13 protein-coding genes and 1 tRNA gene are annotated in these 13,325 nt (G+C 74.4%); 3 read left to right on the top strand and 11 right to left on the bottom strand.

Translation table 11 applies throughout. The features are described from left to right. Nucleotides 1-24: 24 nt before the first annotated feature. The 4 genes from GPA02_RS14100 to GPA02_RS14085 form a co-directional block, all read right to left on the bottom strand. A complete protein-coding gene (locus GPA02_RS14100; RefSeq protein WP_156200728.1) occupies nucleotides 25-663 on the bottom strand; it encodes an SIMPL domain-containing protein in 639 nt (212 codons plus the stop codon). A 19-nt stretch (nucleotides 664-682) separates the two neighbouring features. Further along, nucleotides 683-1,666, bottom strand: a complete 984-nt coding sequence (locus GPA02_RS14095; protein WP_156200726.1) for a ribose-phosphate diphosphokinase — start codon at nucleotides 1,664-1,666, stop codon at nucleotides 683-685. Beyond that, nucleotides 1,663-3,156, bottom strand: a complete 1,494-nt coding sequence (gene glmU / locus GPA02_RS14090; protein WP_156200724.1) for a bifunctional UDP-N-acetylglucosamine diphosphorylase/glucosamine-1-phosphate N-acetyltransferase GlmU — start codon at nucleotides 3,154-3,156, stop codon at nucleotides 1,663-1,665. The genes GPA02_RS14095 and glmU overlap by 4 nt, the downstream gene beginning before the upstream one ends. Nucleotides 3,157-3,195: 39 nt before the next feature. After that, a tRNA-Gln gene (locus GPA02_RS14085) sits at nucleotides 3,196-3,267 on the bottom strand. 136 nt (nucleotides 3,268-3,403) lie between these two features. On the opposite strand from GPA02_RS14085, the gene GPA02_RS14080 reads away from it, so the two are divergent. Both GPA02_RS14080 and GPA02_RS14075 read left to right on the top strand, forming a co-directional pair. Further along, entirely contained in the window at nucleotides 3,404-4,156 is a 753-nt protein-coding gene (locus GPA02_RS14080; protein WP_156200722.1) for a maleylpyruvate isomerase family mycothiol-dependent enzyme, read from the top strand. A 97-nt stretch (nucleotides 4,157-4,253) separates the two neighbouring features. Beyond that, nucleotides 4,254-4,877 carry a TetR/AcrR family transcriptional regulator gene (locus GPA02_RS14075; protein WP_156200803.1) on the top strand — a complete coding sequence of 208 codons (624 nt, stop codon included), beginning with the start codon at nucleotides 4,254-4,256 and terminating at the stop codon, nucleotides 4,875-4,877. A gap of 24 nt (nucleotides 4,878-4,901) precedes the next feature. Here GPA02_RS14075 and GPA02_RS14070 read toward each other — a convergent pair whose 3' ends face one another. Beyond that, nucleotides 4,902-5,540 carry a hypothetical protein gene (locus tag GPA02_RS14070; RefSeq protein ID WP_156200720.1) on the bottom strand — a complete coding sequence of 213 codons (639 nt, stop codon included), beginning with the start codon at nucleotides 5,538-5,540 and terminating at the stop codon, nucleotides 4,902-4,904. Nucleotides 5,541-5,624: 84 nt separating this feature from the next. Here GPA02_RS14070 and GPA02_RS14065 point away from each other — a divergent pair, with 84 nt between their 5' ends. Continuing rightward, the gene (locus GPA02_RS14065; protein WP_156200718.1) at nucleotides 5,625-6,116 is read left to right on the top strand and encodes a MarR family winged helix-turn-helix transcriptional regulator; all 492 of its coding nucleotides are present in this window, start codon (nucleotides 5,625-5,627) and stop codon (nucleotides 6,114-6,116) included. 24 nt (nucleotides 6,117-6,140) lie between these two features. On the opposite strand, the gene GPA02_RS14060 is transcribed toward GPA02_RS14065, so the two are convergent. The 6 genes from GPA02_RS14060 to metG all read right to left on the bottom strand — a co-directional run bounded on the left by GPA02_RS14060 (nucleotide 6,141) and on the right by metG (nucleotide 13,295). Continuing rightward, nucleotides 6,141-7,070 carry a 4-(cytidine 5'-diphospho)-2-C-methyl-D-erythritol kinase gene (locus tag GPA02_RS14060; RefSeq protein ID WP_156200716.1) on the bottom strand — a complete coding sequence of 310 codons (930 nt, stop codon included), beginning with the start codon at nucleotides 7,068-7,070 and terminating at the stop codon, nucleotides 6,141-6,143. Beyond that, complete coding sequence (gene rsmA / locus GPA02_RS14055; protein WP_156200714.1) at nucleotides 7,067-7,981, bottom strand: 16S rRNA (adenine(1518)-N(6)/adenine(1519)-N(6))-dimethyltransferase RsmA; 915 nt, start codon at nucleotides 7,979-7,981, stop codon at nucleotides 7,067-7,069. The genes GPA02_RS14060 and rsmA overlap by 4 nt, the downstream gene beginning before the upstream one ends. Nucleotides 7,982-8,042: 61 nt before the next feature. Next, nucleotides 8,043-9,326, bottom strand: coding sequence for a resuscitation-promoting factor (locus GPA02_RS19335; protein WP_275689727.1), 1,284 nt, complete (start codon nucleotides 9,324-9,326; stop codon nucleotides 8,043-8,045). A gap of 203 nt (nucleotides 9,327-9,529) precedes the next feature. Next, a complete protein-coding gene (locus GPA02_RS14045) occupies nucleotides 9,530-10,621 on the bottom strand; it encodes an aggregation-promoting factor C-terminal-like domain-containing protein (RefSeq protein WP_240134057.1) in 1,092 nt (363 codons plus the stop codon). A 126-nt stretch (nucleotides 10,622-10,747) separates the two neighbouring features. Next, entirely contained in the window at nucleotides 10,748-11,659 is a 912-nt protein-coding gene (locus GPA02_RS14040) for a TatD family hydrolase (protein ID WP_156200712.1), read from the bottom strand. A gap of 79 nt (nucleotides 11,660-11,738) precedes the next feature. Further along, complete coding sequence (metG, locus tag GPA02_RS14035) at nucleotides 11,739-13,295, bottom strand: methionine--tRNA ligase (protein WP_156200711.1); 1,557 nt, start codon at nucleotides 13,293-13,295, stop codon at nucleotides 11,739-11,741. Between the last annotated feature and the right edge of the window lie 30 nt (nucleotides 13,296-13,325).

Genomic DNA, 13,325 nt, shown 5'->3' with positions numbered 1-13,325 from the left:
CCGGACCGGTCGGGTGGGGCACGCTCAGCCCGCGAACGACCAGGTGACCCGCACCGAGGCCGAGACCGCCTGGACGCCCGGCTCGACCGGCAGCGACGCGAGCGCCATCTCCGCGCCTGCCTTGAGGGCGCGGGGCAGCACGGGGCCGCCGCTGGGCTCCTCGACCACCGCGACCACCTGACCGAGGACGCGGCCGGCCCTCGCGGCGTAGCGCTGCGCGGCGGCCAGCGCCTCGTCGAACGCCGCGTCGCGCGCCTGCGCGAGGGCCGACGTCGCGTCGGAGACGGCGAACGACAGGCCGTTCATCTGCGCGACCGGACCCGCGGCCGCGAGCGCGGCGTGCACGAGCTCGCCGGCCGTGGCGGTGTCGCGCAGCGTCACCTGCAGCCCGAGGCGCACGTGCACGGTGGTGCCGACGACGGCCCCGCTGTCGTCGGTGCGGTCCTGCCGCCAGATCGAGGTCTGCGCCGTCCGCATGTCCGGCCGCTCGACGCCGCGCGACAGCAGCGCGGCGCGCATCTCCTCCAGCGCGGCCTCGGCAGCGCGGAGCGCGGTCGAGACGTCGTCGTCGCGCACATCGACGCCCATGTCGGCGACGACGATGTCCGGCTCGACGTCGACCGACGCCGAACCCGTGACGGTGACGCCCTCGTGACCGTGCATGGCTGCTCCCTCGTGGTGCCTAGGAGTTCCCGTCGAACAGGCTGGTGACCGAGCCGTCGTCGAACACCTCGCGGATCGCGCGCGCGATCAGCGGTGCGATCGACAGCACCGTCAGGGTGGGGAACTGCTTCTCCTGCGGGATCGGCAGCGTGTCGGTCACGACGACCTCGCGCGCCCCGCACTCCTGCAGCCGCGAGGACGCCGGGTCGGAGAGCACGCCGTGGGTCGCGACGACGACGACCGAGCTGGCGCCGTCGGCCAGCAGCACCTTGACCGCCTCGGCGATCGTGCCGCCGGTGTCGATGAGGTCGTCGACGAGCACGCACTCGCGGCCCTCGACCTCGCCGACCACGCGGTTGGCCTTGGCCTGGTTGGGGCGGGAGATGTCGCGGGTCTTGTGGACGAACGCCAGCGGGCAGCCGCCGAGCTTGGCGGCCCACTGCTCGGCGACCCGGATGCGGCCGGCGTCGGGCGAGACGACCGTGACGTTGTCGAGGTCGACCCGCGAGCGCACGTAGTCGGTGAGGATCGGCATCGCCCACAGGTGGTCGACCGGGCCGTCGAAGAAGCCCTGCGTCTGCGCGGCGTGCAGGTCGACGCTCATCAGCCGGTCGGCACCCGCGGTGGCGAACATGTCGGCCATCAGGCGTGCCGAGATCGGCTCGCGGCCGCGGTGCTTCTTGTCCTGCCGCGCGTAGCCGTAGAACGGCAGCACCGCGGTGATCGAGTTGACCGACGCCCGCTTGAGCGCGTCGACCATGAGCAGCTGCTCCATGATCCACTGGTTGATCGGCGCGGTGTGGGACTGCAGCACGAACGCCTCGGCACCGCGGACGCTCTCGGCGTAGCGCACGTAGATCTCGCCGTTCGCGAAGTCGTACGCCGTCGTCGGCACGACGTCGATGCCGAGCTCGGCGGCGACGTCGTGCGCGAGCTGCGGGTGCGCGCGGCCGCTGACGAGGACGAGACGCTTCTCGCCGAGGTTGGTGATACCGGTGCTCATGAGGGGTCCCCGTCGGTCGGCTCCGCGTCGCCCGTCGGTGCGGGCGGCTGCTCGTCTGTCGGCTGCGCGGCAGCGGCGGCGCGGGCCGCGGCGCTGTCCGGGAACCGGCTCGCCACCCAGCCCTCGATGTTGCGCTGGGAGCCGGTGGTCACCGCCAGCGCACCCGGTGGCACGTCGCGGCGCAGGACGGCGCCGGCGCCGGTGTAGGCGCCGTCGCCCACCGTGACCGGGGCGACCATCATCGTGTCGCCACCGATCCGTACGTAGGAGCCGATCGTCGTGCGGTGCTTGTTCGTGCCGTCGTAGTTCAGGGTGACGCTCGCGGCACCGACGTTGGTGTGCTCGCCGATCGTCGCGTCACCGATGTAGGACAGGTGCGGCACCTTGGACCCGGCGCCGATCTCGGCGTTCTTGGTCTCGACGTAGGCGCCGATCTTGCCCTGGGCGCCGAGCACGGTGCCGGGCCGCAGGTAGGAGAACGGTCCGACGCTGGCGCCGGCGCCGACGATCGCCAGGCTGCCGTGGGTGCGGGCGACGGTCGCGCCCTCCCCCACCTCGACGTCGGTCAGCGTGGTGTCCGGGCCGATGACAGCGCCGGTCGCCACCGTGGTGGCACCGTGCAGCTGGGTGCCGGGCAGCAGCGTGACGTCGGGCGCGAGCTCGACCTCGACGTCGACCCACGTGGTCGCGGGGTCGACGACCGTGACGCCCTCGAGCATCCAGCGGGTCAGCGTGCGGCGGTTGAGCTCGGCGCCGAGCGTCGCCAGCTGGGTGCGGTCGTTGACGCCCTCGACGACGATCGAGTCCTCCGCGACGAGGGCGGCGACGCGGCGACCCGCGCGGCGCGCGAGCGCGAGCACGTCGGTCAGGTAGACCTCGCCCTGCGCGTTGTCGCGGTCGACGCCGCTGAGCCCCTCGCGCAGCGCGGCCCCGTCGAAGACGTACACCGAGGCGTTGATCTCGTTGATCGCGAGCTGCTCGGGGGTGGCGTCCTTGTGCTCGACGACGCCGGTGACCTCGCCGTCCGGGCCGCGCACGACGCGGCCGTAGCCGGTCGGGTCCTCGACGAGCGTGGACAGCGCGGTCACCGCGTTGCCGTCGGCCTCGTGGGCCTCCAGCAGCGCGGCCAGCGTGCCAGCGTCGAGCAGTGGCACGTCCCCGGCGAGCACGACGACGGCGCCCTCGCAGGGCGCGCCGGTCGCGGCCTCCAGCGCCTCGAGGGCGCACTGCACGGCGCGGCCGGTGCCCGGGACGTCGTCCTGGTCGGCGATCAGCGCGGCCGGGTCCACCTCGGCGACGTGGGCGGCGACCGCCTCGCGCTCGTGGCGCACGACCGTGACGAGGTGCGCGGGGTCGAGGGCGCGCGCGGTGGCGAGCACGTGACCCAGCAGGGTGCGGCCGCCGATGCGGTGGAGGACCTTCGGCGTCGCGGACTTCATCCGGGTACCGGCGCCCGCGGCGAGGACGATGACGGCGGCGGGGCTGGTCACCGGGCCACTGTAACGCGGCGCTCGTGACGCCCGAGCACGCTCCGCCCCCAGGATTCGAACCTGGACCGCACGGCTCCAAAGGCCGGAGTGCTGCCGTTACACCAGGGCGGATGGCGGGGGTCAGTCTGCCAGGAACGGCGTCGGGGCGCCGCGCCCCGGGCGTCGACGCGCCTCGCACCGGCCGGCACGTCGCGGTGTGCGCACGGCTCGCCCGCCGGGTGTCGCAGCCGCTGGTTATCGTCGCGGCGTGACCGAGAGCACACAGGGTGGTCTGGACCACCTCGACCACCTCGACCACCTCGCAGCGCTCGCGGACCGCCAGGACGCGTTCCTGCGCACGGTCGAGGTGGCCGACCCGACGGTGCGCGTGCCCTGGTGCGGCCGCTGGCGCGTGAGCAACCTCGTCGTCCACCTGGCGCGGGTGCACCACTGGGCGGCGGCCCAGGCACGACGGCGTCGCGAGACGCCGCTCGGTCGCGGCCCCTTCGACCTGCCGGTGCTCTACGCCGAGTGCGCGGCGGAGCTGCGCGCCACGCTCGCCGAGCTCGACCCCGACGCACGCGCCTGGACGCTGCTCGACGACGGGGTGCCGCGCGAGCAGCAGCGCGGCACCGTGCGGTTCTGGCACCGGCGGCAGGCGCTGGAGACGCTCGTGCACCTGTGGGACCTGCGCACCGCGCTCGGCGAGCCGTACGAGCCCGGCCCCGAGGCCTGGCTCGACTGCCTCGACGAGGTCGCGACCGTCATGCACCCGCGCCAGGTCCGGCTGGGCCGCGTGGCCGCGCCGCCGGTGCGCGTGACCGCGGTCCCCGACGAGACCGGGGCCGAGGTGCCCTTCCTCGCGGCCGACGACGCGACGGGCAGCTGCGTGCTCGCCGGTCCCGCGCGCGACCTGGCGCTGCTCGTCTGGGGCCGCGCCGACCTGGACTCCCCCGCGCTGCGCGTCACCGGCGACCCCGACTCGCTCGCCACGGTGCTCTCCGCCGGTCTGACGCCCTGACGGCTGCCGCACGGCCCGCGCGCGCGACGGGCGGGGCGGGGCCGGTGGTGCGCTGCGGCATGATGGCGGCGTGAGCGAGACCCCCCGACGGCACCGGATGACCGGGCAGCAGCGCCGTGAGCAGCTGCTGACGATCGGCCGCTCGCTCTTCGCCGAGAAGGGCTTCGACGCGACGAGCGTCGAGGAGATCGCGGCGCGCGCGAAGGTGTCCAAGCCGGTCGTGTACGAGCACTTCGGCGGCAAGGAGGGCCTCTACGCCGTCATCGTCGACCGTGAGGTCGACGCGCTGCTCGGTTCGCTCTCGGCCGCCCTGTCGCGCGGCGGGCACCCCAAGGTGACGGTCGAGGCGGCGGCGTTCGCGCTGCTGGACTACATCGAGGAGAACACCGACGGCTTCCGGATCCTCGTGCGGGACTCCCCCGTCGCACAGGCCACCGGCACCTTCTCGTCCCTCATCGGCGACGTCGCCAGCCAGGTCGAGCACATCCTCGCCGCGCAGTTCACGCGGCAGGGGTTCGACGCCGAGCACGCGCCGATGTACGCCCAGATGCTCGTCGGGATGATCGCGCTGACGGGGCAGTGGTGGCTCGAGGCGCGCTCGCCCGGCAAGGCTGAGGTCGCGGCGCACCTCGTCAACCTCGCGTGGAACGGGCTGCGCGGCATCGAGCCGGACCCACAGCTGTCCCGAGCGTGGCGCACCCGCACCGACCCGCAGGACTGAGCACCCGGCGGCGGGGGCGCGACCTCAGGCCAGGTGCCGACCCGCGACCCAGGCCCGCGCGGCCTCGGCGGCGAGCACCGGGCAGCCGGCGAGCGCGGCCTCCAGGTCCGGCACGAGCACCGACATGGCGCCCGCGGTCCAGTCGCTCGCGACGACCGCGCGGCCGTCCCACCAGAACGAGGTGTAGGGCCGGCCGTCGAGGAGCATGTCGTAGCGGTGCGCGAGCTCGACGCCGTCGGCGCCCGGCAGCGTGACCTCCTCGGGGACCCGCGCGACCAGCTGGGCGTCGTGCACCTCGCGGTCGCCGTGCTCGTCGACCTGGCGGAACGCCACCCGGTCGCCACCGCGGCTCGCCAGGTCGCACAGCACACGCCACCCGAGGTAGGAGGGCACCACGTCGCCGTCGAGGACGGCGCCGTCGAGCACCACCCGGCCGTCCTCGCGGACGCCCGTGGTCACCGTGCCCGACAGCGTCTCCACGAAGCGGAACGACGTCCAGGCCGTCGGCTCCGCCCCGAGCGCGGTCACCTGCTCGGCCCGGTAGACCTGGCCGTCGTCGAGCCGGAACGCCACGAACGTCGCCAGCTCCTCGGCCCTGCTGTCGCGCAGCAGCACCCCCGTCTGCTCGTCACCGTCGTAGAACGCCTCGCTGACCAGCCCCATGGCTCCACCATGCCTCCTCCGCCCGCCGCCACGCCACCGGCCGCGCGGGGGTCCGGCACCGGTGCGTCCCGTACCCTCACCCCCATGGAGGACGAGGTCGACAGGATCGTCGCCGCCTGGCGCAGGGAGCGGCCGGACCTCGACCCCGAGCCGCTGCACGTCTTCTCGCGCATCTCGCGTCTGGCCCGGCACCTCGAGCTCGCCCGCCGCGCCGCGTTCGCCTCGCGCGGCCTGGAGCCGTGGGCGTTCGACGTGCTCTCGGCGCTGCGGCGCGCCGGGGCGCCCTACGAGCTGACGCCGGGCGTGCTGATGTCGCAGACGCTGGTGTCCTCCGGGACGATGACCAACCGCATCGACCGGCTGGTCGCGGCCGGGCTGGTCGAGCGGCACGGCGACCCGAAGGACCGGCGCGTCGTCGTCGTCCGGCTCACCGCGCCGGGCGCGGAGGCGGTCGACGCGGCGATGTCGGACCTGCTGGACCGCGAGAGCACGCTGCTGGCCGACCTCGACGGCGGCACCCGCGCCGCCCTGACCGACGCCCTGCGCACGCTCATGGAGCCGTTCGACCGCTCCTGAGCCGTGGGCGCCCGGCCCTGCGTCTCAGTCGTCGTCGCCGCGCACGTGCTCGAGCAGCCGGGCCCCCTGCACCGGCCCGGTCACGACCAGCACCTCCGAGGCCACCTCTGCCGCGGTGACCGCCTCGGCGATCCGCGCCGCGTCGCCCGGTCCGCTCGCGAGCGCCGCCACGGTCGGGCCGCTGCCGGACACGATCGTGCCCAGCGCGGGCGTCCCGGCCATCACCTCGAGCACGTCACCGAGGTCGGGGCGCAGCTCGAGCGCGGCCTGCTGGAGGTCGTTGACGAGGTGCCGCGCGAGCGTGCGAGGGTCGGCGGCGACCAGTGCGCTCATGAGGTCCGGGTCGAGCACGGGTGACGGCACCGGGTCCGGGTGCAGCGCGTCCCAGGCACGGAAGACCGACGGCGTCGACAGCCCGCGGTCCGACAGCGCCAGCACCCACGCGAACCGTCCGCGCGCCAGCGCCGGGGTCAGCACGTCACCACGCCCGACGCCGACGGCGGTGTGCCCCGTGAGCGCGAACGGCACGTCGGCGCCGAGCTCGGCGGCCAGCTCGCCCAGCTCCTCGCGCGCGAGCCCGGTGCCCCAGAGCAGGTCGCAGGCGAGCAGCGTCGCGGCTGCGTCGGCCGAGCCGCCGCCCATCCCGCCGGCTGTGGGTACGCCCTTGGTGACGTGCAGTCGGACGCCGGTGTCGGTGCCGGTGGCGTCGGCGAGCAGCTTCGCCGCCCGCCACGCCAGGTTGGAACGGTCCGTGGGCACCTGCGCGGCGTGCCGGCCGGTGACCGTCACGGAGATGTCGGGGGCCGGCTCGGCCACGACGTCCTCGTACAGGCTCACGGCCTGGAACACGGTCGCCAGCGGGTGGTAGCCGTCCGGGCGGGGCGAGCCGACGCGCAGCGCGATGTTGATCTTGCCCGGCGCGCGCACGTGCACGGCGTGCGGCGGGTGGCTCACGCCTCGCTCCCCGCCTCGGCCGCGGCGGCCTCCGCGATCGCGGCGAACGCGGTGATGTCGAGGCGCTCGCCCCGCAGCGTGGGGTCGATGCCCGCGGCGCGCAGCACACGCTCGGCGCGGTCCGCGGACCCCGCCCACCCGGCGAGGGCCGCCCGCAGCGTCTTGCGCCGCTGCGCGAACGCCGCGTCGACGACGGCGAACGTCGCCTCGCGCGTGGCGGTCGTCGTCGGGGGCTGCCGGCGGTCGAGCCGCACGAGCGCGGAGTCGACGTTCGGCACCGGCCAGAACACCGACCGGCCGACCGATCCGGCACGCCGCGCGTCGGCGTACCAGGCCGCCTTCGCCGACGGCACGCCGTACGTGCGCGAGCCGGGCGGCGCGACCAGCCGGTCGGCGACCTCGGCCTGCACCATGACGAGCGCCGACGTCACCGACGGCAGCACCTGCAGCACGTGCAGCAGCACCGGGACGGCGACGTTGTAGGGAAGGTTGGCGACCAGCCGGGTGGGGTGCCCGACCCGGTCGAGGACGCCGGTGAGGTCCATCGCGTCGGCGTGGACCACCGCGAGCCGTGGCGCGACCTCGGGCGCCACGCGGGCGACCGTGCCCGGCAGCGCCGTCGCGAGCCGCTCGTCGATCTCGACGGCCACGACGTCGGCGCCGGTGGCCAGCAGGCCGAGCGTCAGCGACCCCAGCCCGGGGCCGATCTCGAGGACGTGGTCCTCGGCGGCCACGCCGGCCGCGCGGACGATGCGGCGGATCGTCCCGCCGTCGATGACGAAGTTCTGGCCGAGCGCCTTGGTGGGGCGCACCCCGAGGTGCTCGGCGAGCGTGCGCACGTCCACGGGCGTGAGGAGGCCCTGTGCGGCCTCACCCGGGTGCTCGTGGGTCACCGGGTGAGCCTCCCACATCCGTGGGCCGCGGCGGTGGCACCGCCACCGCCGCGGCGCACGCGGCTGCGGGTCCGGCCGGTCAGCGCAGCCCGAGCTTCGCCGAGCACGCAGGCCACTGGCCCCAGCCCGACCGCGCCTGCAGGATCTGGGCGCGCTGGGTCTGCTCGGCGGCGCTGGCCTCCGACGGCAGCCCGGTGCCGCCGACCGCCTGCCAGGTCGGCAGCGAGAACTGGTACAGGCCGTAGTAGCCGTTGCCGGTGTTCGTGGTCGGGTTGCCGCCGGACTCGCACTGCGCGAGCGCGGCCCACACGTCACCCGAGACGGCGCCACCGCCGCCACCGCCGCTGCTGGAGCTGCTGGAGCTGCTGGAGCCGCTGCTCGTGGTCGTGGGCCTCGGCGTGGGGGCCGGGCGCTGCGCGGTGCCGTACTCGACGACGCGGTCCTGGGGCTGACGGGTCACCTCGACGCGGACGAGCTGGCTGGAGGCCACCTCGCCGTCCACGGTGTACTCGAGGTAGGTATAGGTGCGCGCACCCTCGCGACCCTCGTCGACGACGCGGCGCTCGCCCTTGTAGAGGTCGTCGGTACCGCGCTCGACGGTCTCGAACGGCAGCGCCTCGGTGCGGGTGGTCTCCTCGCTCGCGACGCGGGTGACGGTCACCACCGGCTGGCCGTCGGCCCCGGTCGTCACGGTCACGGTGTCGTGCTCGCCGACCTCGATCTCGGCGCGCAGCAGCGCGGTGCTGAGGTCCGCGACGCCGTCGACCTCGAGCGAGCGGCTCTCGCCGTCGACGACGAAGGTGACCGGGCCGTGCGCGACCAGCGGCATGTCGAGAGCGAGGCGGCCCTCGCTGCGCGACGCCGTCATCACGGCCTCGCGGCCGCTCGCGGCGACCTCGGCGAGGGTCTGGGCGGCGGTGTCGCCGATCGTCCAGACGACGGTCGAGCGACCGTCGACCTCGACCTCGACCTGCTCGGCGGTGCGCACGACGATCTCGGCGCCGTCGGCGAGGGGCTCGTCGACGCCGGGCACCACGAGGTCGTGCTCGCCGACCTCGATGCCCTCGGCGGCGAGCACGCTGCCGACGCTGCCGGCGAAGGTGCCGACGTCGACGGTGCTGCCGTCGAGGTCGATCTGGACGTCCTTGTGGGCGGCGCCGGCGGCGACCGCGCCGCCGAGCGCGAGCGCGGCGGCGACACCGAGCGCGGCCAGCGCGCGGCGGCGCGGCGCCCGGTGCTTCTCGTCGGGCGTCTCGGTCTCGGCGGGCGGGTCGACGACCTCGGTCGCGTCGGTGGGGGTCTCCTCGACGGCGGGCGGGTCGACGACGGCGGTCTCGTCCTGGCGCGGGTCAGGTGTGTTCACGTCTGGGGTCCTGGCGATCACGCGAGACTCCCTGGTGACGGTCTCGCTGCGGTGCAGCGCGGGCAGGTACGACGACCTCGGCTCGCCGCGCTGGGCTCATGGGCCGCTCGCCACCGTAACCGAATCGTGATCTCCCGCCAAGCGTGGGTGGGAGACCTCACTGTGCCCGTGAAGGACCTGTGAGGGTGCGGACCGCCCCCCGGCTAGTACCACCCGACCGACTGGCTGTGCGCCCACGCGCCGCAGGGTGAGCCGTACCGGCCCTTGATGTAGCTGAGGCCCCAGGCGATCTGGGTGGCGGGGTTGGTGCGCCAGTCGGCACCCGCGGTGGCCATCTTGGAGCCGGGCAGCGCCTGCGGGATGCCGTACGCCCCCGAGCTGGGGTTCTGCGCGTAGGGGTTCCAGTTGCTCTCGCGCTGCCAGAGCCGGTCGAGGCAGCTCCACTGGTCGGAGCCCCAGCCGTAGGCCGCGAGCATCTCCTGCGCGATCGCGCGCGGGTTGCCGCCGGAGTAGGTGACCGGCTGCGGGGTGGAACCGCCGGAGCCGGAGGAGCCCGAGCCGGAGGAGCCCGAGGAGCCGGCGGAGACCGTCCCGGTGCCGACGAGGACGACCTCGTCGACGGGCTGGGCCGCGACCACCGAGGTCAGCTGCTGGCGGTCGAGGACCTCGCCGTCGGCGTAGGTGGTCCGGTAGGTCGTGACGCGGGAGCCCTCGACGCCCTCGGTCTCGACGCGCGTGGTGCCGCTCGGCAGCTGCGACGTCTTGCGCTCGACGGTCCTGAACGGCAGCTCCTCGACCTCGGTCTCGATGTGCGTGCCGACGCGCTCGACGACGATCTCGGCGCCGTCGGCCGGCGGCTCGCCCATCGGGGCGGACACCACGTCGTCGAGCTCGACCACGATGCCGGCGTCGACGAGGGCGTCGGCGAGGATCGTCGTGCTCGTGGTCGTGAGGTCGACCGTGCGGCCGTCGACGGTCACGGTGAAGTCGACCGCCTCGCCCGCCTCCAGGATGAGCGGCTCGCGGACCATGTCGCCGCGCGAGACCTGCGCCCAGACGTCCTCGCGACCGGCGAGGCCGGCCACGTCGGCGCGTGCGTCCTCGGCGGACGGCGACGCGCCGCCGAGACCGGCGAACGACAGCGAGCCCACGAGCGCGAGCACCAGCACCGCCACGCCGAGGGCGTAGCGCACGGGACGGGGCAGCTGCACCGCGGGCGCGTCGGCGCGGTGGCTGCGCCGCTCGCGGCGGGACTCGGAGCGGTCGCTCGGGACGCTCCCGGGTTCGGAGGGCACTGGAGGGAGGTGTCCTTCGTCTCGGTCGAGGGAAGCCGGTCCACGCAGACCGACCTGGGCACCGTAACCGATCCGTGACCATCCTGGAAGCCGACGACCAGGCCTGTTCACAGGTCCTTCACAAGCTCACCAGGGGCCGTAGACCCGGGTCGCGTTGGCGTGCAGCCGGGCGCACAGCCCCGCCAGGTCGTCGCCGCGGACCTCGGCCAGCCGCCGGACCGTGAGCGGCAGCAGGTACGGCGCGTTCGGCGCACCGCGGTGCGGCGCGGGCGTGAGGTAGGGCGCGTCGGTCTCGACCAGCAGCTGCTCGGCCGGCACGACGCGGGCCGCGGCACGCACGTCCTCGGCGCTCGCGAACGTCACCGGACCCGCGAACGACAGCAGGTAGCCGCGGGCGACGCACTCCGCGGCGATCTCGGCGTCGGCGGAGAAGCAGTGGAAGACCGTGACCTCGGGGGCGCCGTCGCGCGCCAGCACCTCCAGCACCTCGCGGTGGGCGTCGCGGTCGTGGATCTGCAGCGGGAGCCCGAGCTCCTTCGCGAGCGCCACGTGCGCGCGGAACGACTCCCGCTGCACCTGTCGGCCCCGCTCACCGGCGCGGAAGAAGTCCAGGCCGGTCTCGCCGATCGTGCGCACCCGCGGGTCCCTGGCCAGCTCGGCGACGACCGCGAGCGCGTCGTCCAGCGACGTCGCGTGCCGGTCGAGCGGCTGCGGCGGCAGACCGTCGGGCGCGACCTCGCGCACGCCGGCGTGCAGCACCGCCTCGTTCGGGTGGATCGCCACGCCCGCGACGACGCGCGGGTCCTCGTGCGCCCAGGCCACGCTCACGCGCGCGGAGTCGAGGTCGCAGCCGATCTGGACGACCGCCTCGACACCGACCGCCGCCGCACGGTCGAGCTGACCGGTCATGCCCGGGTCGGGCACACCGTCGTCGAGCACGTGCGGGATCGACTCCAGGTGGGTGTGGTCGTCGATGACCGGCACCGGCAACGGCTCCGGGTCCGGCGGCCACTCCCCTCGCCTGCGCGCCACGCTCACACCTTCCTCTCGACGACCGGGCCCGACGGCCCGTGCACCGGCACCACCCGCTGCGAGCGGGCCGGACGGCACCGCGCGGTCACTCCTCGACGTAGCGCGGGAACACCCCGGACGGCGCGGGCAGCGGCGTGCCGGGCGCGAGCGGCGTCGCGAGCGTCGCGAACGGCACCTCCTCGGCCAGGCCGAGCTGGGTGAGCAGCCGGCCGGCCGCCGTCGGCATCACGGGCTGCACGAGCGTCGCGACCGTCCGCACGACCTCGAGCGTCACGGACAGCACGGTCGCCATCCGCTCGGGGTCGCTCGTGCGGAGCACCCACGGCTGCTGCGCCGAGAAGTACCGGTTGGTCTCCCCCAGCACCGCCCAGAGGCCCTCGAGGTAGACGCTGATCTGCTGGCCGTCGATGTGCGTGCGGGACTCCTCGAGCAGCGGCTCGAGCCGGCCCAGCAGCGCACGGTCCTCCTGGGTGAGCTCGCCAGGCGTCGGCACGACGCCGCCGAGGTTCTTCGCGACCATGCTCAGCGAGCGCTGCGCGAGGTTGCCGAGCTCGTTGGCGAGGTCGGCGTTGATGCGGGTGACCACGGCCTCGTGGCTGTAGCTGCCGTCCTGGCCGTAGGTGAACTCCCGGCACAGGAAGTAGCGCATCTGGTCGAGCCCGTAGGTCTCGGCGAACGCGAGCGGGTCGATCGCCGTGCCGTCGGACTTGCTCATCTTCTTGCCGCGGTCGAACAGGAACCCGTGCGCGAACACACGCCTGGGCAGCTCGATGCCGGCGCTCATGAGGAACGCGGGCCAGTAGACGGCGTGGAACCGGATGATGTCCTTGCCGATGATGTGGACGTCGGCCGGCCAGTAGCGGCGGAACCGCTCGCTGTCGACGTCGGGGTAGCCGACACCGGTGAGGTAGTTGGTGAGCGCGTCGACCCACACGTACATGACGTGCGCCGGGTCGCCCGGCACGGGCACGCCCCAGTCGAACGTCGAGCGCGAGATCGACAGGTCGCGCAGCCCGGAGCGGACGAACGAGGCGACCTCGTTGCGGCGCACGTCGGGCCCGACGAACTCCGGGTGCTCCTCGTACAGCGCGAGCAGGCGGTCCTGGTACGCCGAGAGCCGGAAGAAGTAGCTGGGCTCCTCCGTCCACGACACCTCGGTGCCGGACGCCGACGCCACCCGGACGCCGTCCTCGCGCACCTCGGTCTCGTCCTCGGTGTAGTACGCCTCGTCGCGCACCGAGTACCAGCCGGAGTAGCTGCCGAGGTAGATGTCGCCATTGGCCTCCATCGCGCGCCAGATCGCCTGGCTGGCCTCGATGTGGTCGGGGTCGGTGGTCCGGATGAACCGGTCGAACGTGATCCCCAGGCCGCGCTGCATCGCCTCGAACTTGTCGGAGTTGCCGCGCGCGAACTCGGCCGGCTCCACACCCGCGCGCTGGGCGGCCTGCATCATCTTGATGCCGTGCTCGTCGGTGCCGGTGAGGAACCGGACGTCGTAGCCGTCGAGGCGCTTGAACCGCGCGAGCACGTCCGTCGAGACGTACTCGTACGCCGTGCCCATGTGCGGGTTCGCGTTGGGGTAGGCGATCGCGGTGGTGATGTAGAACGGCGGCCGCTCGCCGTCGGTGCCAGGTGAGGTCATGATGCGGCGAAGCCTACCGACGCGTCGTGG

The organism is Actinotalea caeni (assembly GCF_009733795.1).
Classification (GTDB): Bacteria; Actinomycetota; Actinomycetes; order Actinomycetales; family Beutenbergiaceae; genus Pseudactinotalea; species Pseudactinotalea caeni.
Note: the sequence above shows the minus strand (reverse complement) of the source record. Positions and strands in the feature narration are given on the sequence as shown.

Excerpts from the sequence above, each read along its gene's own strand:
- GPA02_RS14075 (WP_156200803.1), top strand. The coding sequence starts at position 4,254 with ATGACCGGGCAGCAGCGCCGTGAGCAGCTGCTGACGATCGGCCGCTCG.
- GPA02_RS14095 (WP_156200726.1), bottom strand. The coding sequence starts at position 1,666 with ATGAGCACCGGTATCACCAACCTCGGCGAGAAGCGTCTCGTCCTCGTC.
- GPA02_RS14065 (WP_156200718.1), top strand. The coding sequence starts at position 5,625 with ATGGAGGACGAGGTCGACAGGATCGTCGCCGCCTGGCGCAGGGAGCGG.
- GPA02_RS14070 (WP_156200720.1), bottom strand. The coding sequence starts at position 5,540 with ATGGGGCTGGTCAGCGAGGCGTTCTACGACGGTGACGAGCAGACGGGG.
- GPA02_RS14100 (WP_156200728.1), bottom strand. The coding sequence starts at position 663 with ATGCACGGTCACGAGGGCGTCACCGTCACGGGTTCGGCGTCGGTCGAC.
- metG (WP_156200711.1), bottom strand. The coding sequence starts at position 13,295 with ATGACCTCACCTGGCACCGACGGCGAGCGGCCGCCGTTCTACATCACC.
- rsmA (WP_156200714.1), bottom strand. The coding sequence starts at position 7,981 with ATGTGGGAGGCTCACCCGGTGACCCACGAGCACCCGGGTGAGGCCGCA.